Raw genomic sequence first — 25,161 nt, 5'->3', positions numbered from 1 at the left:
GTCAGCGGCGGAGCAGCCCGGTGAGCCGGGCGAGCGGCGACTTCTTCTTCTGCTTGATCTCACGGCCGGCGGCGCGGACCGTGTCGGCAGCGGCCGCCGCCGACGGCGTCGGCGCCGTCCCCCCGAGGTGGGCAGGGAGCCACCAGCGGTCGTCGTTCCCGGCGGGCCGGTCGGGGTAGCTGCGCTGCGCCTCGTCGAGCAGCGTCTCCATGGCGGCGCGGGTGCGGCCCAGCACCGCGGCGATCTGCTCGCCGGGTTCGGCCAGGATCGGCTCGCCGAGGACCACCGTCACCGGGATCCCGCGGCGCAGCTCCACCTTGTGGTTCTTCGTGGCCACGCGGTGCCCGCCCCAGACGGCGGCCGGGATGATCGGCACCCCGGAGTCGATCGCCATGCGGGCGGCCCCGGCCTTGAGGTCCTTCACCGTGAAGCTGGTGCTGATGGTCGCCTCGGGGAAGACGCCGACGACCTCGCCGTCCTTGAGGGCGCGGACGGCGGCCTCGAACGCCGCCGAACCCGCCTTCCGGTCGACCGGGATGTGCTTCATGGCCCGCATGAACCGGCCGGCGAACCAGTGCTCGAACACCGGCGACTTCGCCATGAACCGCACCAGGCGGTGCTGCGGGAGCGCCCCGAGACCGAGGAACGTGAAGTCGAAGAAGCTCACGTGGTTGCTGCAGATGATCGCGCCGCCGGTGGCCGGCACGTGCTCCGAACCACGGACGTCGAACCGGAAGCGGAACAGGCGGAAGACCACCAGCGCCAGCCGGATGATGGTGCGGTAGGGCCTGTCCCGCGGGTCGGGCGAGGGCCCGAACAGCCCGGGACGGACGATGTCGCGCCAGCTCGCGGTGTACATGGCGGGAATCTAACGGCTGGTCACGGCGGCCGCCCGGGGGGTCGCCTCCCCCGTGGTGGCCTCGACCGCCGCCCGGACGACGGCGGCGAGGTCCCCGGTCTCCCGGTGCACCTGCCGCTGCAGGTCCGCCCCGGTGCCTCGGGTCAGGAGGGCGGCCACCCCGTCACCGACCAGCCGTTCGTCCCCCGCGTCGGCCAGTGCGGGGCGGACGTGGTCCAGCAGGTCGGCGAGGACGTCGGCCGCCGGAGCCGGCCGACCGGTGCGCGGGTGCACCAGCTCGCCGGCGAGCCCGGAGCGGGAGGCGCGCCAGCCGGCGAGGCGGAGCACCTCGGCCGGCATCTCGGGGACCGCTCCCCCGGCGCGCGCGTCCCGGGCGGCGGTCTCGACCAAGCCGCGCACCAGCCCGGTGAGCGTGACGACGTCCTCGACGCGCAGCAGCACGTCGGCGGTGCGGACCTCGACGGTGGGCCAGCTCGCGGACAGGCGGGCGTCGAAGTACACCATCCCGTCGTCCAGGACGGTCCGCGTCGCCAGCACCGCCGCGACGAGCCGGTGGTACTCCCCCGCGTCGCGGAACGGTCCGGTGGGGCCCGCGGAGGGCCACCGGTGCCAGACCTGCGACCGGAAGCTCGCGTAGGAGGTGTCCCGGCCCTGCCAGAACGGCGAGTTGGCGCTGAGCGCCGTCAGCACGGGCAACCAGACGCGGATGCGGTTCAGCACCGCGACGCCTTCCTCGTCGTCGGTCACCGACACGTGCACGTGGCAGCCGCAGGTGAGGACCTCCTCGGCGGTCCGCCCGAACGCCTGGTGCAGCCGCCCGTACCGCTCCCCCTCCGTGGGGACCGGCGCCACGTCGACCGGTGAGGTGGCGAGCGCGGCGACGCGGGCACCCACGGCGGAGGCCGCCGCGTCGGCCCGGGACCGCCAGTGCCGCAGCTGGGCGCCGACCTCGGCGAGCGTGGTGCACACCGGCGTCCCGAGCTCGAGCTGCTGTGCCTTCAGCTCGGGCACCAGGTGGGCGGTCTCCGGGACGGCGACGTCGCTCCCCTGCTCCTCGAGGTCGTGCTGGTGGACGTCCTCCCCCTCGCCGCGCCGCGCCGCTACGTCCAGGGCCTCCGGCGCCCGGGCGACGGGGATGCCGTCCGCGTCGACCACCAGCAGTTCTTCCTCGACACCCATCGTCCGCACAGCTCCATGATCCGGAGGTCGGTCGACGGGCGCAGGGTCGACGGCCGACGTTGTGGACCTGGTGTTGTTGCGGCGGCGCCCGGAGGGTGCCGTACATCGATTTCGGCAAGTGACCATGAAGTTTTCAAACATGTTTGTTGGGGATAACGGTAGTATTCGGCCATGCCTCGTGCGTGGCAGCAGCCGCTGCCCGACATGCCCGCCCTGCCACCGGCGCGCGCCTGGGCGCGGTTGCGACCACCGCCGGGGTACGAGGACCAGTGGCGCCGTCTGGCCGACGCCGCGCTGGAGCTGGATCGGGGCCCCGACGAGCTGGCGGCCGAGGGGCTCGACGAGCTGGCCGCCGCGCGGGGCTGGAAGCCGGCCACCGTCGCGCTGTACAGCAAGGTCGCCCGGTACGGAGGGCTGGCGCTGCCCCTGCCCGTCACGCCCGAGCCGGATCCGCCGCAGCTCGACCTCCGCCCGCTCACCCGCATCCGGGCCGAGGACCCCGAGCACCTGAGGTCGGTGGCCTGGTGCTCGCTCGCCCTGGGCTGGCCTGCCCCGGTGGGGACGTTCCGCTCCCTGCGGCGGGACCAGGTGCGGGCGACCGCACGCCGCCTGCTGATCACGACCGACGACGGCGAGTGGGCCGTGGCCGGCGCGGTCACGGCGTGGCACGCCTGGGAGGCGACGCGGGCGGCGTTCCCGGCGCTGGCCGCGAGCCCGTGGGTGCTGCCGGCGCTGCGCCGCGGCCCCGGCCTGGACTCGCGCGTCGGGGGACGGCTGTCCAACCAGGCGCTGCAGGCCACCTTCACCAAGCACGTGCGCTCGACCGTGGGCTACCTCCGGGCGACGGTCACGCCGTCCCGGAGGGAAGCGGTGGAGGAGCTCGCCGCCGCGTACCGGCTGCTCTCGTACGACAGCTACCGCCGGCTGGCGCTGGCGGCCGGCGCCCCGCCGGTCGGGGCCCGGGGCGTCGTCCGTGCCGCCCGGGTCGCCGCCCGGTCGGCGCGGGCCGGCGGCTGACGGCGCCGGCTCACAGGAGGGTCAGCTGCTCGGCCGGGGCGGTGGTCGCACCCGTGGCCGGCGTACCCGGCGTGCGCGACGGCAGGCTGCCGCTGGGGAAGCCCACCTCCTCGTCGCCCGGCACACCGGTGACCTCCACCTGGCGCGCCGCACCTCCGGACCGCGGGTCCAACCCGTGCCGGGCCAGCAGGGGTGCCACCTGCCGGGTGAGCCAGGCGCGGTACTCCGCCGGCACGTAGGCCCGGCGGGCGTAGAGCCGCTCGTACCGCGGCACCAGCTCCGGGTGGGCGCGGCCCAGCCAGGCCATGAACCACTCCCTCGCGCCCGGACGCAGGTGCAGCGGGATCACCGTCACCCCGGTCGCCCCGGCCGCGGCGACGGCGTCGAGCGCGGCGTCGAGGTGCTCCGGGGAGTCGGTGAGGCCGGGCAGCACGGGCGCGAGGAAGACGCCGCAGGGCAGCCCGGCGTCGGCGAGGGCGCGGACCAGGTCCAGCCGCGCGCGGGGCGTGGGTACGCCGGGCTCGAGCGCGGCGTGGAGGTCGTCGTCCCAGATGGCGATCGAGACGCCCAGCCCCACCGGCACGTCGCGGGCGGCGGCCGCCAGCAGCGGCACGTCGCGGCGTAGCAGCGTGCCTTTCGTCAGGACCGAGAACGGGGTGCCCGACCGGGCGAGGGCGTCGATGACGCCGGGCATGAGCCGGTAGCGGCCCTCCGCCCGCTGGTAGGGGTCGGTGTTGGTGCCCAGGGCGACGTGCTCGCGCTGCCACGACGGCCGCGCCAGCTCCCGCCGCAGCACCTCGACCAGGTTGGTCTTCACGACGACCTGCGTGTCGAAGTCCCGGCCGGAGTCGAGCTCCAGCCACTCGTGCGTCCGGCGGGCGAAGCAGTTGTGGCTCACCACGCCGTTGGCGATGAAGTCACCGGTGCCCGTGGTGATGTCGTACATCGGCACCTCGAGGCCGATGTCCTCCACGCTGACCACCCGCAGGTCGGCCGTGCTCTTGATCGCGGTGCCCTGCAGTCGGCACTTCCTGCGGATGGCGGGATCGACCAGGTGGATGAACCGCAGGTGCTCCTTCAGTCCGCCGCGCAGACGGACGGTGCGCACCCGGTTGGGTCGTCCTGGGTCCTCCAGGATGCTGTCGAAGCCGTGTGCGGCGAATGCCGCGCTGGTCCGGGTGAGCATCTCGTCGTCCGCATTGCTCACGCGCATGATGTGCTGGCTCCGGCTCCCCTCCGCATCGAAGATGCCGGCGAGGAAGCCGCGGCTCCACTCGGCCGACGGATCGGTGGGCCACTGCACCAGAGCCCGAATGTCAGCAACGGCTTGACCTCGCGAAGCGCGTATTCCGTGCATGGCCCGGCGTCTCTCCGACGCCGGCGTGAAGGCGAAGAATGCAGTGGCGATGCCCTCCTGCTCCAGATACCCCTGGGTGCGGAGGAGCGCGTCGAGGTCGATCAGCGCGAGCCGGAACCGGTGGGCGAGGCCCGGTCGTCCGTTCGCCCGCCGATACGCGTACGTCCCGAGCATCGCATCCCCGCGGATCATCCCCGTGAGGTATCCGCGCCGGTACTCAGCGGTCTCCTTGGGCGTCGCGGCGGTGAGGCCGAAGCCGAGCATCTCGTCGTTGGGGGTGAGGTGCGGACGCTGGCCGATTCCCGAGCCCGTGCCGGTGACATGTTTCCAACTGTGTCCGGTGAGGAACCGGTGGTCACCGCTCGCCACCAAGGTGGTGCCGTCGGCGAGGGTGACACGGTAGGCCGGTTTGACCGTCGACCAGTGCGCGAGCACCTCGGTCTCCACGTAGAAGCGGTACCGGCCGCGCTTCTCCGTCCCGACGATCCGGTCGCCGACCGTGAGATCTGCGATGCGCACCTGGCGGCTGTCCGGCGTCAATACGAGTGTGTCTCCCCCTACGCAGTACACGCACGAATGCGAGCAGCCGCGGTAGGGGTTGATGCTCCACGGGAAGGGCATCGCCGACTCGCCCGGCACGCGATTCAGGGCGCTCTTCGACCGCACCTCGTGGAAGGTCAGCCCCGGGAACTCCGGCACCTGCACGCTGCGCAGCAGGCCCCGGATGCTGGGCATGCCGGGCAGCGCCCCGGGCTCGTCGAGGTCCAGCCGCTGTGCGTCCCACCGCATGCCCCCATCCGAACACACGTTCGAACGGGTGTCCACCCGGTCAGATCGGCGGCCGCGCCTCGTAGGACGTCGAGAGCACGACCGTCGTGCGCGTGGTGACGTTCGCGGCGGACCGGATCTCCTTGAGCAGGTTCTCCAGCGCGTCCGGCGAGGCCACCCGCACCTTGAGGATGTAGCTCTCGACCCCCGCCACGGCGTGGCACTCCTCGATGGCGTCGAGGTGCGCCAGCAGCGTGGGCGCGTCGTCGGTCTGCGCGTCGGTCGGGGTGATCGACACGAACGCCGTCAGCGGCAGCCCGATCTGGGTGGCGTCCAGCGTCGCCCGGTAGCCGGTGATCAGGCCGCGCTGCTCGAGCCGGCGCACCCGCTGGTGCACGGCCGAGACCGACAGCCCCACCCGCTCGGCGAGATCGGTGAAGCTCGCCCGCCCGTCCCTCGCCAGCGCCGCCATGAGCGCCCGGTCGACGTCGACGGCGCCGGGCTCAGCCGGGGAGTTCGACGAGCCCACGGGGACCGTTGTTCAGGACGCGGACGCCGTCGTCGGTGCAGACGACGATGTCCTCGATGCGGGCGCCGTGGCGGCCGGGCAGGTAGATGCCGGGCTCCACGGAGAAGGCCATGCCGGGCTCGAGCGGGAGCCGGTTGCCGGCCACGATGTAGGGCGCCTCGTGGGTGTCCAGCCCGATGCCGTGCCCGGTGCGGTGGATGAAGTACCCGCCCCAGCCGGCGTCGGCGATGACCGTGCGGGCGGTGGCGTCGATCTCCTCGGCGGGGACCCCCGGGCGCACCGCTGCGGTCGCCGCCTGCTGCGCGGCGTGCAGCACGGCGTACCACTCGGCCATCTCGGCGTCCGGGCTGCCGCCGACGACGTAGGTGCGGGTGCAGTCGGAGCGGTAGCCGGTGGCGGTCTCGCCACCGATGTCGACGACGACGAGGTCACCGGCCTCGACGACGCGGTCGGAGAGCTCGTGGTGCGGGCTGGCCCCGTTCGGGCCGGACCCCACGATGGTGAAGTCGACGGCGACGTGCCCCTCCGCCAGGATCGCCGCGGCGACGTCGGCGCCCACCTCGGCCTCGGTGCGGCCGACGGTCAGCCACTCCCCCATGCGCGCGTGCACCCGGTCGATCGCCGCGCCCGCCAGGGCCAGCTCCTCGACCTCGGCCGGCGTCTTCACCATGCGCAGCTGGTCGACGACCGGCGACGCCAGCTCCAGCACCGCGTCCGGGAGCGCGCGCTGGACACCGAGGGCGTGCTCGGCCCAGGTGCGGGAGCCGACCGCGACGCGGCCGGGCGCGGCGCCCAGGCGGCCGACGGCGGCACCGGCCAGGACGGCGAACGCGTCGTCGGTCTCGTCCCACGCGAGGACCTCGAGCCCGAGCGCGCCCGCGGGGGCGGCGTCGACCATCGGCGCCTCCAGCCGCGGCACCACCAGGAACGGCTCGCCGCGTCGCGGCACCGCGAGGGCGGTCAACCGTTCCATCGCGTGGGCGGCGTACCCGCACAGGTAGCGCAGGTCGGCGCCCGGGGTGAGCACGAGCAGGTCGACCCCCAGCTCGCCGGCGACCGCCCGTGCGGCGTGCAGCCGGTCGAGCGTCACGAGCGGGCCGGATCCGGGTTCTGGCGCGTTTCCCACCGCCGCAGAGTAGCCAGGCGGGACGGGGGTGCTCCCGAATCGTTGCCGTACCGCTACCGTCCGCGGACGTGGGCGAGCGCACGAGGGACGAGCGGACGACGGCACCCGGCGCCGAGGGTGCGCGGGCGTGACCACGATGCTGCTGGACGCCGCGTCGCTGTACTTCCGGGCCTTCTACGGCGTGCCCACGAGCGTCACCACGCCGGACGGCCGGCCGATCAACGCCGTCCGCGGTTTCCTGGACATGACGGCGCGGCTGGTGACCGCCCACGGCCCCGACCGGCTGGTCGCCTGCTGGGACGACGACTGGCGACCGGCGTTCCGCGTGGCGGCGCTGCCCTCCTACAAGGCGCACCGCCTGGCGCCCGACGGCGGCGAGGAGACCCCCGACGAGCTGGTCCCGCAGGTGCCGGTGCTGGTCGAGGTGCTGGCCGCGGCGGGGATCGCCCGTGTGGGCGCGCCCGGCTACGAGGCCGACGACGTGATTGGCACGCTCGCCACCCGCGCCCGCGGCCCGGTCGACGTCGTCACCGGCGACCGCGACCTCTTCCAGCTCGTGGACGACGCCCGCGGGGTGCGCGTGCTCTACACCGCGCGCGGGATCTCCGACCTCGAGTACGTGGACGAGGCCGCCGTCGCCGCGAAGTACGGCATCCCCGGCCGGGCCTACGCGGACTTCGCGGTGCTGCGCGGCGACCCGAGCGACGGGCTGCCGGGCGTGGCGGGCGTGGGCGCCAAGACCGCGGCGGCGCTGATCGGCGGGTTCGGCGACCTGGCCGGCATCCGGGCCGCCGTGGCACGCACCGTCGTCCCCGCGCCGCCGCTGACCGCGGCCGTGCTGAAGAAGCTGCACGCGGCCGCGGACTACCTCGACGCCGCCCCGGTGGTGGTCGCCGTGGCGCGGGACGTCGACCTGCCGGCCGTGGAGGGGACGCTGCCCCGCTCCCCCGCCGACCCCGGGGCGCTGGCCGCGCTCGCCGAGCGGCACGGGCTGCAGTCCTCGCTCGGACGGCTCGGTGCGGCCCTGGGCTGGCCGGCCGACGCGCTGGGCTGAGCGGGGGTCAGTGACCGGTCAGGGCTCGCTCCAGGTGTAGCGGGCGTCGTCGGCGTCGGTGATCTCGATCCGCAGGGTGACCAGCTCGTCGTCGGCAGTGACGCCGCTGCACTCGTAGGTGGCGCCCGGCTCGACGTGCATCTCCTGGTCGCAGTCCAGGTCGACGGCGACGCCCTCGCGCTGCTCGAACTGCTCGGCCACGTCGCGCTCGACGGCCGAGCGGGAGAGGACGGTCGGCCCGGTCGTCGTCGCGAGGACCGCCACGCCGGCGACCGCCGCGAGGACGACGGCGGCGAGCAGCAGCACCAGCCCGGTGCGCTGCGCTCCCCCCGACGGCTGCCGGGCGGGCGGGCTGAACGCCGGGGGGCCGTACCCCTGCGAGCCGTACTGCTGGGGTCCGTACCCCTGGGGACCGTAACCGGCCGGCCCGTACGCGGGCGGGCCGTACGCGGGCGGGCCGTAGCCGTGCGTCCCGTGACCGGGTGGGCCGTGGCCGTGGGCCCCGGTACCGGGGGCGCCGTGGCCCGGCACGCCGTGCGGCGCGGGCGCGGGATAGGGCACGGGACGCGTCTCCTGCGGCGCGGGGCCGCCGTGGGGCGTCTGCCGGCCCGGCTGCGGCGGCTGCCCGTACGGGGGCTGAGCGGAGGGCGGCGGCCACCCCGGCCGCCCGTACGGGGGCTGAGCGGAGGACCCGGGGCCCTCCTGCGGCCGGTCGCCGTGCGGCGGGTGGGTCATCGTCGCTCCCGGTTCGGTGGGGTGGCCCGTCGGGCCGATCGGATTGTGCCGCACCCGCCGGCGCACCGGCCGGCGGCGCGACCGGCGTCGACCCGCCGGTCAGCCCCCGACGGCGACGGCGACGACCCCGCGCCGCACGCGGTCCACCGCGGCCCGCGCCGTGCGCGCCACCGGGTCGTCGGCGACCTTGCCGAGCTGGTCGAGGAGGTCCAGCAGCTGCCGCGCCCAACGGACGAAGTCGCCGCCGGAGAGTTCCGTGCCGGCCTGCTCGGCCCCGGCCAGCACCCGGTCCAGGCTCTGCCCGTCGGCCCAGCGGTAGGCGGCCCAGGCGAACCCCAGGTCCAGGTCGCGGCCCGCGGGCACGCCGTGGTCGAGCTCGACGTCCTGCAGCCGGGAGCGGATGCCGCGCATGGCGCCGATGGCGGCACCCACCTTGCCCGCCGGCACCGCGGGCAGCCCCGGGGTGTCGCGCCGCGCCTCGAAGACCAGCGTGGAGACCGCGGCCGCGAGCTCGGCCGGGTCCAGGCCCCGCCACACGCCGGCGCGCAGGCACTCGGCGACGAGCAGGTCGGCCTCCGACCAGATGCGGGCGAGCCGCCGTCCGTCGTCGGTCACCACCGCCACGTCGTCCACGGCACCCACCACCTCCGTGTCTGCCGGCACCAGCGGCGCGGCCTCCGGCACCAGGTAGCCCAGCTCCTCGAGGACGTCGCAGGTCCGGTCGAACTGGCGGGTCAGCGAGCCGGTGCGCTCGGCCATCGTGCGCTGCAGCGACTCCGCCTCGTGCACCGCGCGCAGCCAGCGCTCGGCCACCCGCACCCGCTCCTCGCGGTCGGGCAGCTGGTGGACCGGGTGGTGGCGCAGCGCCTGCCGCAGATCGGCCAGCACCGGGTCGTCCGCCGCCGCGGAGCGCCCCTTCTTCACCCGGCGCGCACCGAGGTCGTGCTCCACCCGGGCGTTGCGCAGGGTCGAGGCGAGGTCGCGGCGCGCGTGCGGGCTGCGGTGGTTGAAGTTCTTGGGCACCCGCACCCGCGCCAGCGCGTGCACCGGCATCGGGAAGTCCACCGAGCCCAGCCGGCCCGCCCACTTGTCCTCGGTCAGCACCAGCGGCCGCGGCTCGGCCAGGTCGGTGATGCCGGGGTCGAGGACGACGGCCAGCCCCTGGCGTCGGCCGGTCGGCACGCGGATCACGTCGCCGGGACGCAGCGCGGCGAGCGCATCCGCGGCCTCCATCCGGCGCTTGGCCTGCGAGTCCCGGGAGAGCTCCTTCTCCCGCTCGGAGATCTCCCGCCGCAGCTGCGCGTAGGCGCCGACGTCGCCCCGGTCGGAGTGCATCTGCGCGGCGAACTGCTCGGCGTCCCGCTCGTGGCGGGCGGCCGCCCGGGCCAGCCCGACGACCGAGCGATCGGCCTGGAACTGCGCGAACGAGCTGGCCAGGAGCTCGCGGGCCCGGGCGCGGCCGAAGGAGCCGACCAGGTTGACCGCCATGTTGTAGCTCGGCCGGAACGACGAGCGCAGCGGGTAGGTGCGGGTGCTGGCCAGCCCGGCGACGACGCTCGGGTCCATGCCGGGTGCCCAGACGACGACGGCGTGCCCCTCGACGTCGATGCCGCGCCGCCCGGCCCGGCCGGTGAGCTGCGTGTACTCCCCCGGCGTGACGTCGACGTGCGCCTCGCCGTTCCACTTCACCAGCCGCTCCAGGACGACGGTGCGCGCCGGCATGTTGATGCCCAGGGCGAGGGTCTCGGTGGCGAACACGGCCTTGACCAGCCCGCGGACGAAGCACTCCTCGACGGTCTCCTTGAAGGCGGGGACCAGGCCGGCGTGGTGGGCGGCCAGCCCGGCGAGCAGCCCCTCGCGCCACTCCCAGAAGCCGAGGACGTGCAGGTCCTCCTCGGGCAGCGAGCCGGTGCGCTCGTCGATGATCGCCGCGATCTCCGCGCGCTCGGCCTCGTCGGTGAGCCGCAGCCCGCTCAGCAGGCACTGGTGGACCGCGGCGTCGCAGCCGTTGCGGCTGAACACGAAGGTGATCGCCGGCAGCAGCCCCGCCCGGTCGAGGCGCTCGACGACGTCGGACCGCGCCGGGGGCCGGTACCGGGGCCGGTGGTGGCCCTCCCGGCGGCCGGAGCCGCCCCACGTGTCGAGCCGGCGCTCGTGTTCCCGCACGAAGCGGACCAGCTCGGGGTCGACGACGGAGGCCCCGCGCTCCCGCGTGGACAGCGGCCGGGGCCCCTCCCCCTGCTCCCCCGCGTGCGCCGCGGGCCGCAGCGAGAACAGGTCGAACACCCGGTTGCCGACCAGCATGTGCTGCCACAGCGGGATGGGCCGGACCTCGCTGACGACCACCGTCGTGTGACCGCGCACGGTGACCAGCCAGTCGCCGAACTCCTCGGCGTTGCTCACCGTCGCCGAGAGCGAGACCAGGGTGACCGACTGGGGCAGGTGGATGATCACCTCTTCCCACACGGCCCCGCGGAAGCGGTCGGCGAGGTAGTGGACCTCGTCCATCACCACGTAGCCGAGGCCGTGGATCGCCGGCGACTCCGCGTAGAGCATGTTGCGCAGCACCTCGGTGGTCATCACGACCACCGGGGCGTCGCCGTTCACGGCGTTGTCGCCGGTCAGCAGGCCGACCCGGTCGGCGCCGTAGCGCTCGACCAGGTCGTTGTACTTCTGGTTCGACAGCGCCTTGATCGGCGTCGTGTAGAAGGCCTTGCGCCCCTCGGCGAGAGCCTTGTGCACGGCGAACTCACCCACCACGGTCTTGCCGGCGCCGGTCGGCGCGCAGACCAGGACGCCGGAGCCGTCCTCCAGCGCCTCGCACGCCTCCACCTGGAACGGGTCCAGCGAGAAGCCCAGCTCGGCGGCGAAGTCGGCCAGCGTCGGGTGGGAGGTCCGCCGCCGGGCAGCGGCGTACCGCTCAGCGGGGCTGGACATGCCTCCACGTTAGGCGCGCACCCCGGCGACGGCTCGCCGCCACGGTCGTCCTCCCTCACCGCCGCGCGTCCTCCCTCACGTCCGGCGGTGAGGGGAGGGCACCGCACGATCAGGTCAGCTGATCGTCGCGAGGCCCCGCGCCGGCCACCCGGACGGCGGCGGGCACGCAGTCGACTACGACGGGTAGCGGCGCGAGGAGTTCGCCGTCGGCATAGGTGCTGAGCCCGGCGCAGGACAGCTCCACGCGGGACGCCCGGTGCACGGTCACGGCGGGGTGCTCCACGTGGGTGCCGTCGGCCAGCCGGGGCCGGGTGCGCACCAGCTCTCGCCGCGACACCGGCCCCACCACGGTGACGTCGAAGAGACCGTCCGCGCAGTCGGCGCCCGGGCACATCCGCAGGCCGCCGCCGTACCAGGCGGTGTTGCCGACGGCGACCATGGTGGCGGGCAGCGTCCGGGCCACGCCGTCCAGCGACAGCGTCACCTCGTAGGGGCGCAGCCGGACCAACTCGGCCAGGACGGCGAAGTCGTACCGGCGGCGGCCGCGCGGCCAGCGCAACCGGTTGGCCCGGTCGGTGACGGCGGAGTCGAACCCGCAGCACAGCACGGTGGCCCACCAGCGGCCGGCGGTGCGGCCCGCGTCGAGCGCCCGCACGCGGCCGGCCAGCAGGTCGCCGGCTGCGGCGCGGGCGGCGGCCACGGGGTCGGCCGGCACGTCCAGCGCCAGGGCGAGGTCGTTGCCGGTGCCGGCCGGGATCACGGCGAGCGGCACCGCCGTCCCCGCGACCGCCTGCAGCCCGGCGTGCGCGGCGCCGTCACCGCCGACCACCACCACTGCCCCGGCGCCGTCCGCGATCGCCTCCGCAGCCTGGCGCTCGGCGTCGGGCCGGGTGGTCGCGTCCAGCACGCGGGTGGCCACCCCCTCCTCGCGGAGCGTGTCGAGGACCGCCCGGGACACGGTGCGGGCCCGGCCCCGCCCGGCGGCCGGGCTGACCAGGACCGCGGCCTCCACCGCCGTCAGCCGCGGGCCGACGGCGCGCGCTCGGCCGGTTCGTCCAGGTCCGACGGGCGGGCGTCCAGCGGCGAGGCGACGTCGTCGTCCAGGTCGTGGAAGTGCTCCGCGGCGGCGCGGCGGGCCCGGCGCCGGTCGACGACGCGGGCGAGCTGGATGGCCAGCTCGAACAGCACGATCATCGGCCCGGCCATCAGCAGCATGGTGAACGGGTCCTGCGTGGGCGTGACGAAGGCGGCGAAGACGATGGTGAGGAAGAAGATCCACCGGCGGCTCTTCGACAGCACTTCGTAGCTGAGCACCCCCGCCAGGTTCAGCGCGACGGCGATGAGCGGCACCTCGAAGCTGACGCCGAACGCGACCAGCAGCGACAGCACGAAGCCGATGTAGTCCTGCGCGGTGAGCGCCACGACGACGCCGTCGCCGGCGAGGCTCAGCAGCAGCTCCAGGCCCGCCGACAGCGACACGTAGGCCAGGACGGCGCCGAGGGCGAACAGCGTCGACGAGACGGCGACGAAGGCGACGCCGTAGCGCTTCTCCTTGCGCTTGAGGCCGGGGGTGATGAACGCCCACAGCTGGTACAGCCAGAACGGCGCCGAGAGGACCACCCCGGCCAGGAAGGCGACCTTGAGGCGGATGAAGACGCCGCCGAACACGTTCGTGATCAGCAACCCGCAGCCACCGGCGTCGTCCCCGCCGTACCGGAGCTCCTCGGGCAGCCCGCAGTACGGGGCGCGGATGAACTCGCCCAGGCCGTGCCCGTACCACCAGAAGGAGATGGCGGTGGCCACCAGGATGGCGAGCCCCGCCTTGAGGATGCGGTTGCGCAGCTCGGTCAGGTGCGCAATCAGGCTCATCGTGGCCTGCGCGTCGCGGGGTGGCCGCCGACGCCGTCGCGCGCCACGGGTCGCCTCGCTCACCGCCGTCCCCCCGGGTGCGGTGCGGTCAGCGGGTGCGGTCGGCGGCGCGGGCCTGGTCGGCCTGCGCCCGCAGCTCCGCGGCCCGGAGCTCGGCCTGCCGCGCCTCCTCCTGCAGCTGTGCGCCGTGGTCGTCCGGGGCGGGCGAGGCGGGGGCGACGATCTCCCCGCGCACCGGCGTGGTGCGCGCGGCGTCCTTGGTGCGGACGTCGTCGTCCTTCATGCCCTTCATCTCGCCCTTGAAGATGCGCAGCGAGCGGCCGAGCGACCGGGAGGCATCGGGCAGCTTCTTGTAACCGAAGAGCAGCAGGATGGCCAGGATGATCAGGCCGATCTCCAGCGGGCCGAGTCCGGCCATGGCGCGTCCTCCAGAGGTGTGGTTGCTGAGGCGATGCTACGCCGCCGACCGCCGATCCCCAGAGGGCTGCGCGCGGAACATCGGCCGCCCCGGAGCCCTGTTCGCCGGCGGTTCAGCCCGCCGACGCCCGGGCGTCGCGCAGCCGCGCGGCCCGGTCGGCGGAGTCCTGCAGCCCGTCACGCACCGGCGCCACGTCGGCCTCGGCCGCGGCCAGCTCCCGCGCCAGCCGGCCGGCGGCCCCGAGCACCCCGTGCACGAGCACCCCCAGGACGGCGAACGCCAGGACGACGACGACACCGAGGACGATCCAGAACAGCACGACGGCACCCTAGCCCGCGTCGCCGGGCACGACCCCGTAGCGGGCCAGGGCGGCCCGGGCCTCGGCGGCGACCTGCGCCCCGATCTCGGCCGGCTCCTCCACCACCGCGTTGCCGCCCAGCAGGGCGACCAGCCGCCGCGCCCACGCGAGGTCCGCGGTGCGGACCGTGACGGCCAGCCCCCCGGGCGGGTCGTCGACCGGGGTGACGTCCTCGGTCGGGTAGTAGTCGGCGACCCACCGCGCGGCGCGGGCCAGCCGCAGCCGCACCGCGGGGGTGTCGGGTCCGGGCTGGTAGAGGCCGTCGTCGATGCTCCGGCTCGTCGCCTGGGGCGGTGCGGCGGCCGGCTCGTCCAGCACCGTGGCCTCGTCCACCCGGTCCAGCCGGAACAGCCGGACTCCCTCGGCCCGGCGGCACCAGGCCTCCAGGTACCAGCGGCCGTCGACGTAGAGCAGCTGCATCGGGTCGACGGTGCGCTCGGTGCGCTCGTCGCGGGCCGGCACGTAGTAGTGCAGGTGCACCGCCCGCCCCTCCTGCAGGGCGCGGCGGGCGAGCGCCAGGGTCTCCTCCCGGGCCTCGACGCTCACGGCCAGCGGCGCCATCCGCGCCGCGGCGTCCCCGGTGGCCGCCGAGACCTTGGCCAGCGCCCGGCTCACCGCATCCCGCTCGGCCAGGCCCGGCAGCTCCAGCAGCGTGCGCAGCGCCACGACGAGCGCGACGGCCTCGTCGGTGGTCAGCCGCAGCGGCCGCACCATCCCGGCGCTGAAGGTGACCCGGACCCGGTCGCCCTCGAAGGCGACGTCGATCAGGTCGCCCGGGCCGTAGCCGGGCAACCCGCACATCCACAGCAGCTCCAGGTCGCGCTGGAGCTGCCGCTCCGGCACGCCGAAGTCGCGCGCGGCCTCGGCCAGCGGCACGCCCTCGGGGCGGGCGGTCAGGTACGGGACCAGCGCCAGCAGCCGGGTCATCCGGTCGGTGGTGCCGCCCGCGGTCACGCGGGCACCTCCAGCGCGGCGAGACGGGTCAGCCGGGCCACCACGGCGTCCCGCATCGAGGTGGGTGCCTCCACGACGACGTCGGCGCCGTGCGCGGCGATCTGGTCGGCCAGCGCCCAGGGCTCGGTGGTGCGCAGCTGCAGGCGGTCCTCCACCTGGCCGCTGTCGTCGTCGGCCGGCCCGAGCGAGGTGGCGTGCCGGCGCAGCCCCACGGCGGTGCCGGGGCGGGCCCGCACCACCACCAGGTGCTCCTCCCCCTGCCCCTGCTGCCCGGCGACGACCGCGGTCAGGTCGAGGTCGGCCGGCGGCTCGAAGGCCCCGGCCGGGCCGACGGCCTTCGGCGTGCCGACGACGCGGGACAGCCGGAACACCCGTGGCGCCCGGCGGTCCAGGTCCTGGCCGACCAGGTACCAGCGCCCGCGCCAGGCGACGACGCCCCAGGGCTGGACGTCGCGGCGGACGGCGGTGTCCTCGTCGGGGCGCTGGTAGTCGAACTGGAGCCGGCGTCGGTCGCGCGCCGCGGCGTAGCACGGCTCGAAGGCGGCCTCGCCGCGGTCCAGCCGGGGCTTGATCGGCAGCGAGCGGGCGGAGTCGACGTCGACCCCGGCGGCGCGGAGCTTCACCAGGGCGCTCTGCGCGGCGCCGGCCAGCTGCGCGGACTCCCACAGGCGCAGGGCCAGGCCCACGGCGGCCGCCTCCTCGCCGGTCAGGTGGATCTCGGGCAGCTCGTAGTCGGCCCGGGCGATGCGGTAGCCGTCCTCGGTGTCGAAGACACTGGTGCGACCGGTCTCCAGCGGGACGCCCATCTCGCGCAGCTCGGCCTTGTCGCGCTCGAACATGCGCTTGAACGCCTCGTCGGCCCGGTCGGTGCCGTCGTCGGCCTCGTAGCCCGGCACGGTGGCGCGGATGCGCGCCGCCGTCACGTACTGCCGGGTGCTCAGCAGCGCGATGACCAGGTTGACCAGTCGTTCCGCCCGCTTGGCCGCCATGGCCCTCAGGCTAGTCAGCCCGCGGCCGGCCCGTCGTCGCCCGGCCGCGGACCGGCCCGCTGGATAGCCTGCGGGTATGACCAGTGCTGCTCCCCCCGCGCCCGCGTCCCGGATCCGCTGGCGGCGCGGGCGGGTCACCGCGACCGGCCGTTCCTGGCGCGACGCGCTGGAGCTGACCGCCGAGGTGGCCGGCGAGGGCGAGCTGCGCGCACTGGCCTACCCCTCGCTGGTGGGCGTGCCCGAGGTGGGCGACGACGTGCTGCTCAACACGACGGCGCTGGCGCAGGGGCTGGGCACCGGCGGGTACGCGCTCGTGGTCGCCGTCCCCGACCGGCTGCCGCCGGACCCGGAGGGCCCCGGGCACCTGGTGAAGGCCCGGTACACGCCGCTGCAGGTGATGGTGCAGGGCGTCGACGAGCAGGAGACCGAGCACCACGCGACGATCGCCGACGCCGAGGACCTCGGCGGGATGCCGGTCGTCGTGGCCGACCTGCACTCGGCGCTGCCGGCGGTCCTGATCGGGATGCTCGCCACCGATCCCGACCTGAAGGTCGCCTACGTGATGACCGACGGCGGCGCGCTGCCCGCGGCGTTCTCCCGCACAGTGGGCGCGCTCAAGAGCTCGCTGGCCGGCGTGGTGACCGTGGGCCAGGCCTACGGGGGCGACCTGGAGGCGGTCACCCTGCACACCGGCCTGCTGGCGGCGCGGCACGTGCTGGGCGCGGACCTGGCGATCGTCACCCAGGGGCCCGGCAACCTCGGCACGGGGACGCCGTGGGGCTTCTCCGGGGTGGCCGCGGGTGAGGCGTGCAACGCCGTGAGCGTGCTGGGCGGCGTGCCCGTCGGTGCGCTGCGCATCTCCGACGCCGATCCCCGCCCGCGGCACCGCGGTGTCTCCCACCACTCGCTCACCGCGTTCGGGCGGGTGGCGCTGGGCGGGGTGACGCTGGTGGCGCCGCGGGGACTCTCCTCCGAGCTCGGCGGGCAGGTCGACGAGGACCTCGCGAGCCAGCCCGAGCGCAACACCGTCGTCTGGCTGGACACCGACGGGCTGGACACGGCGCTGGGGCTCTCCCCCGTGCCGCTGAGCACGATGGGCCGCGGCTACCCGGAGGAGCGCGCCTACTTCCTCGCGGCCGCCGCAGCCGGCCGCTACGCCGCTCTGCAAGTCCCCGTGGACCCCGAGACCGTGCTGGCGGCCGCGGAGACGGAAGGGACCGCCCCCGGCGAGTGAGGTCGCGCCGAGTGGGGCCCGGGGGGTCCCGCGCAGGCGCGAAGCAGCGGCTCCACGCAGGTCGGGACGGCACCTGGCCGCGGTGCGGTCCGGAGGACCGCAGATCACATAGACGCGATGAGCTTCTCGACCCGCTCGTCGACGGCCTTGAACGGGTCCTTGCAGAGCACGGTGCGCTGGGCCTGGTCGTTGAGCTTGAGGTGCACCCAGTCGACGGTGAAGTCGCGCCGCTTCTCCTGGGCCTTGCGGATGAACTCGCCGCGGAGCCGGGCCCGGGTGGTCTGCGGGGGCACGTTCTTGGCCTCGAAGATCCGCGGCTCGTGGGCCACCCGGTCGACCTGCCCGTTGCGCTCGAGCAGGTAGTACAGCCCGCGGGTGCGGCTGATGTCGTGGTACGCGAGGTCCATCTGGGCGATGCGCGAGGAGGACAGCGGCAGGTCGCGCTTGGCGCGGTAGCGCTCGAGCAGGCTGTACTTGATCGCCCAGTCGATCTCGCGGTCGATCAGGCTCAGGTCCTCGCTGTCGACGGCCTTGAGCACCCGCCCCCACAGCTCCAGCATCTGCCGGTGCACCGGCGTGCACCCCTCGCGGTCGACGAACTCCATGGCCCGGCTGTGGTACTCCGCCTGGATCTCCAGCGCCGACATCTCGCGGCCGCCGGCCAGCCGCACCTTGCGCCGGCCGGTCATGTCGTGGCTGATCTCGCGGATCGCCCGGATCGGGTTCTCCAGGGTCATGTCACGGATCGGGGTGCCGGCCTCGATCATGCGGAGCACGAGGTCGGTCATGGTGACCTTGAGCAGCGTCGTCGTCTCGCTCATGTTCGAGTCGCCGACGATGACGTGCAGCCGGCGGTACCGCTCGGCGTCGGCGTGCGGCTCGTCGCGGGTGTTGATGATCGGCCGGGATCGGGTGGTGGCGCTGGAGACGCCCTCCCAGATGTGCTCGGCGCGCTGGCTGACGCAGTAGAGGGCGCCGCGCGGGGTCTGCAGCACCTTGCCGGCGCCGACGACGATCTGCCGGCTCACCAGGAACGGGATCAGGACGTCGGCGAGGCGGCCGAACTCACCGTGCCGGCCGACGAGGTAGTTCTCGTGGCAGCCGTAGCTGTTGCCCGCGGAGTCGGTGTTGTTCTTGAACAGGTAGATGTCGCCGGTGACGCCCTCCTCGGCCAGGCGCTGCTCGGCGTCGACCAGCAGCCCTTCGAGGATCCGCTCCCCCGCCTTGTCGTGGACGACGAGCTCGCCGAGGTCGTCGCACTCGGCGGTGGCGTACTCGGGGTGGCTGCCGACGTCGAGGTAGAGCCGGGAGCCGTTGCGCAGGAACACGTTGGAGCTGCGGCCCCACGACACGACGCGCCGGAACAGGTACCGGGCGACCTCGTCCGGCGAGAGCCGCCGCTGCCCCTTGAAGGTGCACGTGACGCCGTACTCGGTCTCGATCCCGAAGATCCGTCGTTCCACGCTTCGAGACTAGGCGCCGGGGGCGACAGCGGCCCGCCGCCGGACCGCGGGGCCGTTACCGCTTCGCGTCGAGCCGTCGCAGCAGGTCGTCGAATGCCCGCTCGATCTGGTCGTGCCCGTTCTGCGACGCCCGCTGCTTGCCGTGGATCAGCGCTGCCCGGTTGACCTTCGAGAAGTCGCCGTACGGGAAGTGGTAGCGCTTCTTGGTCTGCTCACCCGCCTCCGGGTCGACGGCGAGGTGCCAGGCGGCGTACCCCTCCCAGCCGTGAGCGTCGATCTCGGCGTTGCCCTCGTCGGCCGACGGCGCGGCGTCGGACCACTCGGTCCGGTCGTCGAAGTCGCCGTCGTCGATCAGCTTCTTCGCCCGGGCGAGGGCATCGTCGTTGAGGTCGTAGTCCGGCATGCCCGCTCCCCTACCCCGCCGACGGCGTTCACCCGTCGCTCTGCGGGTGCCCCTCGCCGGTGTCGGTGGTGCCGCCGGCGGTGTCGGGCGCGGCCGGGTCGCCGAGCCCGGCGGGCGTGCCCGGCGCGGGGTGGCTGGGCACGTGGCCCGAGGGAGGCGTCTCCGTCTCCCCGGTCTGACCGTCGCCGAGCAGGGTGTGCAGCGCGGCTCCCACGACCCGGCGGAAGGCCCGCTTGGGCCGCCGGCGGTCGAGGACGGCGACCTCCATCTGCTGGGCGGTCAGCCGCGTGGGGCCGCCGTCAGCGGCCCCGGTGGTGGCCGGGCTGACGGCCGAGAGCGCGTCGACACCGACCCGGAGCGCGTCGGCCAGGCCCATGCCCGGGTGGAAGTTCTCGCGCAGGTGGGCGGTGACGGCGTCGGCCTGCCCGCCCATGACGACGAAGTCGGGCTCATCGACGACGGAGCCGTCGAAGGTGAGCCGGTACAGCTGGTCGCGCTCGGGGGTCTCCCCCACCTCGGCGACGCAGAGCTCGACCTCGTAGGGCTTCATCTGCTCGGTGAAGATCGCGCCGAGGGTCTGGGCGTAGGCGTTGGCGATGACCCGGCCGGTGACGTCGCGCCGGTTGTAGGAGTAGCCGCGCACGTCGGCGAGGCGGACACCGGCGACCCGCAGGCTCTCGAACTCGCTGTAGCGGCCCACGGCGGCGAAGCCGATCCGGTCGTAGATCTCGCCGACCTTGTGCAGCGTGGAGCTGGGGTTCTCGGCGATGAAGAGGACGCCGTCGGCGTAGGTGACGACGGCGACGCTGCGACCGCGGGAGATGCCTTTGCGGGCGTACTCCGACCGGTCGCGCATGACCTGCTCGGCGGAGGCGTAGTACGGCATCGTCATGGCTCAGGCCTCCCGCGTCGTGTTCTGGCGTTCGGCGGCCGCGCGCTCGGCGACGATGGCGTCGGCGACGGCGGCGATCTCGGCGTCGGTCAGCCGGATCGCGCCCTCGGCGTCCACCCGGTAGACGATCGGGTACAGCCGCCGCACCGGGTCGGGGCCGCCGGTGGCCGAATCGTCGTCGGCGGCGTCGTAGAGCGCCTCGACCACGGTGCGGGTGGCCGCTGCGGCGTCCAGGCCCTGGCGCCACGTCTTCTTGAGGCTGTTGCGGGCGAACAGCGAGCCGGAGCCGACGGCCGAGTAGCCGCGCTCCTCGTAGTTCCCGCCGGTGACGTCGTAGCTGAAGATGCGGCCCGGGAGCTCGCCGGGCGCCGCGTCGAGGTCGAAGCCGGCGAAGAGCGGGACGACGGCCAGGCCCTGCAGCGCCGCGCCGAGGTTGCCGCGGATCATCTGGGCCAGCCGGTTGGCCTTGCCGTCGAGGCTCATCGTGAGCCCCTCGATCTTCTCGTAGTGCTCGAGCTCGACCTGGTAGAGCTTCACCATCTCGATGGCGATGCCCGCGGCGCCGGCGATGCCGATGACGCTGTAGGAGTCGGCCGGGTAGACCTTCTCGATGTCGCGGCTGGAGATCAGGTTGCCCATCGTGGCCCGGCGGTCGCCGCCCATGAGGACGCCGCCGTCGTAGGTCGCGGCGACGATCGTGGTGCCGTGCGGGGCGATGTCACCCACGGGCAGCTGCGGGACCGGCCGGCGCCCCGGCAGCAGGTCGGGCGCGGATGCGGCCAGGAAGTCGGTGAACGAGGAACCCACCCGGTCCAGGTACGCGGGCGGGAACCCGCTCCGGCCAGCTGACGACTCGTTCACCCATCCGCCTCTCCCGCCTGCTCCCGCCGGCGTGCACCGCTCCTCTGCCGGGACGTCCGCCGTGCTGCTCGGACGTGGTCCCGGACGTCGTCAGCGACCCTACCGGCGGCCCGACGAGTCGGCTGATCCCTCCAGCCCGCCGGCCACGGCGCCCCGTCCTCAGGTCTGTGATCGTCGCCCACCGACGCTTGGGGAAAGAACACGACGCCCTCCGGAGGCGGTGGTGTCGGCATGCCGACGGGCATGGTCGCGAAGACCGACTGCGCCGGCGGGTCGATCAGGTAGGAGGCTGCTCGTTCCAGCATCTCGGCGTTGTCCTGAAACCGTGGTAGCCGAGAGTAGTTGCATTCCGAACACAACAGGCCGCGGATGGACTGCCGCATGTCCGAGATTGAGTGGTCGTGGTCGATGCACAACCGAACCGTCTGCGGCGGCACACCGCACACGTAGCACCGGCCTCCTTGGGCATTGAAGATCGCTACGTACTCCGCCGGAGTCAGGCCGTATTGACGAAGGGATGCGGCGTATCGAAGCCAAGGGCGGCATGGCCGACAGACCTTCCCGCGTTCGAACCGTTCCTTCCGGCCGCCACATAAGCTGCAAGGCTTGAGCTTGATGCGATGAGCGCCATTAGTTCGAGGATCGGAGACGTCGTAAGTCTCCGCGAAGCACTGAATGCGCAGGCGCCGCCCTGAGCCGGCACGCTCAGATAGCCGCGTCCCGCATCGTGAGCACGACGGAGCCCACGCAGGATCTCGCTGCTCGAGTTTGCGTTGCCGCATGCAGTCTTTGCATTGACCGCGTAGCTTTCCGCTCGCCTTAGACACAAAGTAATAGCGGTCCTCTGCAAGATATCTGCGGCAGTCCGTACACCGACGACCCATGGAGGTCGTTTTCTGCGCAATTATTCACTGACCGCCTTTTTGTACGTAGGCCCTCACGAACTCTTCACTGTTCTCCTCGAGAACGTCGTCGATCTCGTCCAGGAGCGAGTCGACGTCCTCGGACATCTTCTCGTGGCGCTCGGCGACGTCGGAGTCGACCGAGGCCTCGATCTCCTCGTTCTCCTCGCGCGACCGCGTCGCCTTCTGCTGCCCGCCGGTGTCCCTGGTGGCCATGCTGCCCTCCGGTCCTTCTCGTGGCTGGTGCTGATCAGGAAGCTACCCGCAGCGACCGACATCCGGCGCCCACCGACCGGGTGCGGTGGACGGTGCCGGCCCCTGTGGACGGCGGCTCAGGGACCGGTGATCGTGTCCACGAGCTCCTGCGCCGTCGCCGAGGCCTCGAACAACGCACCCACGTGCTCCCGCGTGCCGCGCAGCGGCTCCATCGTCGGGATGCGCACCAGGTTCTCCCGGCCCAGGTCGAAGACCACCGAGTCCCACGAGGCGGCAGCGATCTGCGCGGGGAATCGGCGCAGGCACTCGCCGCGGAAGAACGCCCGGGTGTCCGACGGCGGGGCCAGCATCGCGCGGGCCACCTCCTCGTCGGTGAGCAGGCGCTTCATCGCCCCTCGCGCCACCAGCCGGTTGTACAGGCCCTTGTCCGGCCGGACGTCGGAGTACTGCAGGTCCACCATCTGCAGCCGCGAGTCGTTCCACTCCAGGCCGTCGCGCGACCGGTAGCCCTCCAGCAACCGCAGCTTCGCCGGCCAGTCCAGCCGGTCGGCCAGCCGCATCGGATCCGCCTCGAGGTCGTCGAGCACCGCGGCCCACTGGCGCAGCACGTCGGCGGTCTGCTCGTCGCGCTCGCCGCGGGCCTCCACGAAGCGCTCGGCTCGCTCCAGGTAGAGCCGCTGCACCTCGATCGCGGTCAGCCGCCGGCCGTCGCGCAGCCGCACCTTGTGGGTGAGCGAGGGATCGTGGCTCACCGCCTGCAGCTCGCCGACCGGCTCCTCGATGGCGAGGTCTGGTGGGAGTGCCCGCGCCTCGATCATGGCCAGCACGAGCGACGCCGTCCCCACCTTCAGGTAGGTCGACAGCTCGGCGAGGTTCGCGTCCCCGATGATCACGTGCAGCCGGCGGTACTCGTCCGGGTTGGCGTGCGGCTCGTCGCGGGTGTTGATGATCGGGCGCTTCAGCGTCGTCTCCAGGCCCACCTCGACCTCGAAGAAGTCGGCGCGCTGCGAGAGCTGGAAGCCCGGCGTCCGGCTCTCCACCCCGAGGCCGACCTTGCCCGACCCCGCGAAGACCTGACGAGTGACGAAGAAGGGCACCAGCCCGCGGATGATGTCGATGAACGGGGTCCGCCGGTCCATCAGGTAGTTCTCGTGGGCGCCGTAGGACGCGCCCTTGCCGTCGGTGTTGTTCTTGTACAGCTGGATCGGGTGCGTGCCCGGGATCTGCGCGGCCCGCCGGGCGGCCTCGGCCATGACCCGCTCCCCCGCCTTGTCCCACAGGACGATGTCGCGCGGGGTGGTGACCTCCGGCGTCGAGTATTCCGGGTGCGCGTGGTCGACGTAGAGCCGGGCGCCGTTGGTCAGGATGACGTTGGCCATCCCGGAGTCCTCGTCCAGGTCGTTGTGGTCCAGGGCCTGCGCCGGCGTCAGGTCGAACCCGCGGGCGTCGCGCAGCGGGGACTCCTCCTCGAAGTCCCACCGGGGACGGCGGGGCGTCGGCGCCTCGGCCACCGCCCAGGCATTCACCACCAGGCTGGACAGCGTCGTCGGGTTGGCCCCCGGCTGCCGCGGCACCGAGATGCCGTACTCGACCTCGGTGCCCATGACCCGCCGCACGCTCATGGCCCAACCCTAGGCGGCGGCCGTCGCCGGGACCGGCGCAGGCATCGAGCCGCCGTCGGCACCCGAGCGGCGCCGGCATCGAGCCGCCGTCGGCACCCGACCGGCGCCGGCAGCGAGCCGGCGCCCTGGCACATGCCGGAACCGTTCCGTAGCCTCGGTCGTGCCCCGGCCGCACCGAGTGGTCATCGGGGACGTGCGCGGATCCCGGCCGTCGAGCCGGTCCGCCGCAGATCCAGGACGCGCCGCGCGCCCTCCTCCGCCCAGCGGCCGCGCCTCCTCCGTCGATCCGGCTCCGTGGGTGGAGCGCGCCGTCCCTCCGCGGGTCCGGCCGTCCGGGCGCCCGCCGTTCTGAGAGGACCATGACGAACCGCAGCACTCCCCGCCCGTCCACCCGCTCCTTCCGCCGCGGCGCCGCAGGCATCGCCGTGGCCGGCGCCGCGCTGGTCGCCCCGTTCCTCGGCACCGGCACCGCCGCGGCCGCCGACGGCGCGACCTGGGACCGCCTCGCGCAGTGCGAGAGCAGCGGCAACTGGGCGATCAACACCGGCAACGGCTACTACGGCGGCCTGCAGTTCTACCAGCCCACCTGGGAGGGTTTCGGCGGCCTGGAGTACGCCCCGCGCGCCGACCTCGCGACGCGCGAGCAGCAGATCGCGATCGCCGAGAAGACCCTCGCGACGCAGGGCTGGGGCGCCTGGCCGGCGTGCTCGGCGAAGCTGGGGCTCACCGAGGCCGACAAGGCGGGCAGCGCCGCGGCTCCGGCGCCTGCTGCGGCCCCGGCACCTGCTCCCGCGCCCGCCCCGGCCGACGCCGGGCAGCAGTACACCGTGCAGGCGGGCGACACGCTGTCGCGGATCGCGGCGTCCGCCGGGCTGGACTGGCGCGCCGTGTACGACGCCAACCGTGAGGTCATCGGCGCCGACCCGGGCCTGATCTACCCCGGCCAGGTGATCCGCCTGGGCTGACCGCCGGCCGAGCGGCGGCCGGGTTTCGGCCCGCCACCGCCGTCCTGGCTCAGCGCACGGGGTCCTGGCTCACCGCCGGTCGTGAGCCAGGACCCTTGATGACCAGGTGACAGTGAGGATGTAGGCGGGCCCCGCAGCAACCGTTCCTGACCCTTCAGGTGACTGACCTCGGGTCTTTATCCGGATCTGTCGGTTCGGTCGCTGCGGGGCCCGCTGCACTCACCAAGCCTGGCGGTGTGACCTCATAGGAGCCTGTGCCAGCAGGCACCCATCACTGTCTTGTCCGCTCGCCCGGCGGTGCGTGCCGCCCTGTCGGTTGCGAGCGAGGAGGACGGCGATGACCACCATCGCACCAGAGACTGCCCCGGACCAGGTCCAGGTGGCCGGTGGCGTGGACACCCATTGCGACACCCACACCGCGGCCGCGGTCGACACCACCGGGCGGCTGCTGGGC

General features: G+C 74.0%; 23 protein-coding genes. 4 read left to right on the top strand and 19 right to left on the bottom strand.

The features are described 5' to 3' along the window. Position 1: 1 nt before the first annotated feature. Together BMW62_RS15665 and BMW62_RS15660 are read right to left on the bottom strand one after the other, a co-directional pair. Positions 2-859 carry a lysophospholipid acyltransferase family protein gene (locus tag BMW62_RS15665; protein WP_091932511.1) on the bottom strand — a complete coding sequence of 286 codons (858 nt, stop codon included), beginning with the start codon at positions 857-859 and terminating at the stop codon, positions 2-4. Between the two features lie 9 nt (positions 860-868). Continuing rightward, positions 869-2,038 carry a carboxylate-amine ligase gene (locus BMW62_RS15660; RefSeq protein WP_244524088.1) on the bottom strand — a complete coding sequence of 390 codons (1,170 nt, stop codon included), beginning with the start codon at positions 2,036-2,038 and terminating at the stop codon, positions 869-871. Positions 2,039-2,209: 171 nt separating this feature from the next. On the opposite strand from BMW62_RS15660, the gene BMW62_RS15655 reads away from it, so the two are divergent. Further along, positions 2,210-3,055: a hypothetical protein gene (locus BMW62_RS15655; RefSeq protein WP_091932499.1), complete on the top strand. Its 846-nt coding sequence runs from the start codon at positions 2,210-2,212 to the stop codon at positions 3,053-3,055. A gap of 10 nt (positions 3,056-3,065) precedes the next feature. On the opposite strand, the gene BMW62_RS15650 is transcribed toward BMW62_RS15655, so the two are convergent. Genes BMW62_RS15650 through BMW62_RS15640 form a run of 3 tightly spaced genes read right to left on the bottom strand, consistent with a single transcriptional unit; the run spans position 3,066 to position 6,799 of the window. Beyond that, complete coding sequence (locus BMW62_RS15650; RefSeq protein ID WP_139206287.1) at positions 3,066-5,201, bottom strand: intein-containing Rv2578c family radical SAM protein; 2,136 nt, start codon at positions 5,199-5,201, stop codon at positions 3,066-3,068. A 40-nt stretch (positions 5,202-5,241) separates the two neighbouring features. After that, entirely contained in the window at positions 5,242-5,709 is a 468-nt protein-coding gene (locus BMW62_RS15645; RefSeq protein WP_091932492.1) for an Lrp/AsnC family transcriptional regulator, read from the bottom strand. After that, on the bottom strand, positions 5,684-6,799 hold the full coding sequence (locus BMW62_RS15640; RefSeq protein ID WP_091932491.1) for a M24 family metallopeptidase: 1,116 nt from the start codon (positions 6,797-6,799) through the stop codon (positions 5,684-5,686). Before BMW62_RS15640 ends, BMW62_RS15645 begins: the two co-directional genes overlap by 26 nt. 172 nt (positions 6,800-6,971) lie before the next feature. Here BMW62_RS15640 and BMW62_RS15635 point away from each other — a divergent pair, with 172 nt between their 5' ends. After that, positions 6,972-7,889 (top strand): 5'-3' exonuclease, encoded by a 918-nt coding sequence (locus tag BMW62_RS15635; RefSeq protein WP_091932815.1) that lies wholly within the window; start codon positions 6,972-6,974, stop codon positions 7,887-7,889. Positions 7,890-7,907: 18 nt separating this feature from the next. Here BMW62_RS15635 and BMW62_RS15630 read toward each other — a convergent pair whose 3' ends face one another. From BMW62_RS15630 to BMW62_RS15595, 8 genes are all read right to left on the bottom strand, one after another. After that, positions 7,908-8,450, bottom strand: a complete 543-nt coding sequence (locus BMW62_RS15630; protein WP_091932490.1) for a DUF4333 domain-containing protein — start codon at positions 8,448-8,450, stop codon at positions 7,908-7,910. A 273-nt stretch (positions 8,451-8,723) separates the two neighbouring features. After that, on the bottom strand, positions 8,724-11,561 hold the full coding sequence (locus BMW62_RS15625; protein ID WP_091932489.1) for a DEAD/DEAH box helicase: 2,838 nt from the start codon (positions 11,559-11,561) through the stop codon (positions 8,724-8,726). 109 nt (positions 11,562-11,670) lie between these two features. Continuing rightward, on the bottom strand, positions 11,671-12,573 hold the full coding sequence (locus BMW62_RS15620) for a diacylglycerol/lipid kinase family protein (RefSeq protein ID WP_091932488.1): 903 nt from the start codon (positions 12,571-12,573) through the stop codon (positions 11,671-11,673). 5 nt (positions 12,574-12,578) lie between these two features. Continuing rightward, positions 12,579-13,430 carry a twin-arginine translocase subunit TatC gene (tatC, locus tag BMW62_RS15615; RefSeq protein WP_091932487.1) on the bottom strand — a complete coding sequence of 284 codons (852 nt, stop codon included), beginning with the start codon at positions 13,428-13,430 and terminating at the stop codon, positions 12,579-12,581. Positions 13,431-13,518: 88 nt separating this feature from the next. After that, positions 13,519-13,848: a Sec-independent protein translocase subunit TatA gene (gene tatA, locus BMW62_RS15610; protein WP_091932486.1), complete on the bottom strand. Its 330-nt coding sequence runs from the start codon at positions 13,846-13,848 to the stop codon at positions 13,519-13,521. A gap of 112 nt (positions 13,849-13,960) precedes the next feature. Beyond that, positions 13,961-14,167 (bottom strand): hypothetical protein, encoded by a 207-nt coding sequence (locus BMW62_RS15605; protein ID WP_091932485.1) that lies wholly within the window; start codon positions 14,165-14,167, stop codon positions 13,961-13,963. A 9-nt stretch (positions 14,168-14,176) separates the two neighbouring features. Continuing rightward, positions 14,177-15,160, bottom strand: a complete 984-nt coding sequence (locus BMW62_RS15600; RefSeq protein WP_170852422.1) for a helix-turn-helix transcriptional regulator — start codon at positions 15,158-15,160, stop codon at positions 14,177-14,179. Continuing rightward, positions 15,157-16,149 carry a helix-turn-helix transcriptional regulator gene (locus BMW62_RS15595; protein ID WP_091932483.1) on the bottom strand — a complete coding sequence of 331 codons (993 nt, stop codon included), beginning with the start codon at positions 16,147-16,149 and terminating at the stop codon, positions 15,157-15,159. Before BMW62_RS15595 ends, BMW62_RS15600 begins: the two co-directional genes overlap by 4 nt. Before the next feature lie 76 nt (positions 16,150-16,225). Here BMW62_RS15595 and BMW62_RS15590 point away from each other — a divergent pair, with 76 nt between their 5' ends. Continuing rightward, the gene (locus BMW62_RS15590) at positions 16,226-17,383 is read left to right on the top strand and encodes a DUF3866 family protein (protein WP_091932473.1); all 1,158 of its coding nucleotides are present in this window, start codon (positions 16,226-16,228) and stop codon (positions 17,381-17,383) included. 104 nt (positions 17,384-17,487) lie between these two features. Here BMW62_RS15590 and pafA read toward each other — a convergent pair whose 3' ends face one another. The 6 genes from pafA to dop form a co-directional block, all read right to left on the bottom strand. Beyond that, the gene (pafA, locus tag BMW62_RS15585; RefSeq protein ID WP_091932467.1) at positions 17,488-18,846 is read right to left on the bottom strand and encodes a Pup--protein ligase; all 1,359 of its coding nucleotides are present in this window, start codon (positions 18,844-18,846) and stop codon (positions 17,488-17,490) included. A 55-nt stretch (positions 18,847-18,901) separates the two neighbouring features. After that, the gene (locus tag BMW62_RS15580; protein WP_091932466.1) at positions 18,902-19,249 is read right to left on the bottom strand and encodes a hypothetical protein; all 348 of its coding nucleotides are present in this window, start codon (positions 19,247-19,249) and stop codon (positions 18,902-18,904) included. 28 nt (positions 19,250-19,277) lie between these two features. Next, on the bottom strand, positions 19,278-20,141 hold the full coding sequence (prcA, locus tag BMW62_RS15575) for a proteasome subunit alpha (protein ID WP_091932448.1): 864 nt from the start codon (positions 20,139-20,141) through the stop codon (positions 19,278-19,280). A 3-nt stretch (positions 20,142-20,144) separates the two neighbouring features. Further along, complete coding sequence (gene prcB / locus BMW62_RS15570) at positions 20,145-21,002, bottom strand: proteasome subunit beta (RefSeq protein WP_170852421.1); 858 nt, start codon at positions 21,000-21,002, stop codon at positions 20,145-20,147. A gap of 908 nt (positions 21,003-21,910) precedes the next feature. Then, complete coding sequence (locus tag BMW62_RS15560; RefSeq protein ID WP_091932414.1) at positions 21,911-22,120, bottom strand: ubiquitin-like protein Pup; 210 nt, start codon at positions 22,118-22,120, stop codon at positions 21,911-21,913. 116 nt (positions 22,121-22,236) lie between these two features. Further along, positions 22,237-23,742, bottom strand: coding sequence for a depupylase/deamidase Dop (gene dop, locus BMW62_RS15555; RefSeq protein WP_091932413.1), 1,506 nt, complete (start codon positions 23,740-23,742; stop codon positions 22,237-22,239). Between the two features lie 359 nt (positions 23,743-24,101). On the opposite strand from dop, the gene BMW62_RS15550 reads away from it, so the two are divergent. Further along, entirely contained in the window at positions 24,102-24,707 is a 606-nt protein-coding gene (locus BMW62_RS15550; protein ID WP_091932412.1) for a LysM peptidoglycan-binding domain-containing protein, read from the top strand. The last annotated feature ends 454 nt before the right edge of the window (positions 24,708-25,161 follow it).

It is taken from the genome of Blastococcus sp. DSM 46786 (assembly GCF_900109665.1).
GTDB lineage: Bacteria > Actinomycetota > Actinomycetes > Mycobacteriales > Geodermatophilaceae > Blastococcus > Blastococcus carthaginiensis.
This window is presented reverse-complemented; position numbering and strand designations above follow the sequence as displayed.

Bases quoted from the DNA above. Each gene is read 5' to 3' on its own strand.
- BMW62_RS15655 (WP_091932499.1), top strand. From the start codon at position 2,210: ATGCCTCGTGCGTGGCAGCAGCCGCTGCCCGACATGCCCGCCCTGCCA.
- BMW62_RS15580 (WP_091932466.1), bottom strand. From the start codon at position 19,249: ATGCCGGACTACGACCTCAACGACGATGCCCTCGCCCGGGCGAAGAAG.
- BMW62_RS15660 (WP_244524088.1), bottom strand. From the start codon at position 2,038: ATGGGTGTCGAGGAAGAACTGCTGGTGGTCGACGCGGACGGCATCCCC.
- BMW62_RS15665 (WP_091932511.1), bottom strand. From the start codon at position 859: ATGTACACCGCGAGCTGGCGCGACATCGTCCGTCCCGGGCTGTTCGGG.
- BMW62_RS15650 (WP_139206287.1), bottom strand. From the start codon at position 5,201: ATGCGGTGGGACGCACAGCGGCTGGACCTCGACGAGCCCGGGGCGCTG.
- dop (WP_091932413.1), bottom strand. From the start codon at position 23,742: ATGAGCGTGCGGCGGGTCATGGGCACCGAGGTCGAGTACGGCATCTCG.
- BMW62_RS15595 (WP_091932483.1), bottom strand. From the start codon at position 16,149: ATGGCGGCCAAGCGGGCGGAACGACTGGTCAACCTGGTCATCGCGCTG.
- BMW62_RS15560 (WP_091932414.1), bottom strand. From the start codon at position 22,120: ATGGCCACCAGGGACACCGGCGGGCAGCAGAAGGCGACGCGGTCGCGC.
- BMW62_RS15625 (WP_091932489.1), bottom strand. From the start codon at position 11,561: ATGTCCAGCCCCGCTGAGCGGTACGCCGCTGCCCGGCGGCGGACCTCC.
- tatC (WP_091932487.1), bottom strand. From the start codon at position 13,430: ATGAGCCTGATTGCGCACCTGACCGAGCTGCGCAACCGCATCCTCAAG.
- BMW62_RS15635 (WP_091932815.1), top strand. From the start codon at position 6,972: ATGCTGCTGGACGCCGCGTCGCTGTACTTCCGGGCCTTCTACGGCGTG.
- prcA (WP_091932448.1), bottom strand. From the start codon at position 20,141: ATGACGATGCCGTACTACGCCTCCGCCGAGCAGGTCATGCGCGACCGG.
- BMW62_RS15550 (WP_091932412.1), top strand. From the start codon at position 24,102: ATGACGAACCGCAGCACTCCCCGCCCGTCCACCCGCTCCTTCCGCCGC.
- BMW62_RS15590 (WP_091932473.1), top strand. From the start codon at position 16,226: ATGACCAGTGCTGCTCCCCCCGCGCCCGCGTCCCGGATCCGCTGGCGG.
- tatA (WP_091932486.1), bottom strand. From the start codon at position 13,848: ATGGCCGGACTCGGCCCGCTGGAGATCGGCCTGATCATCCTGGCCATC.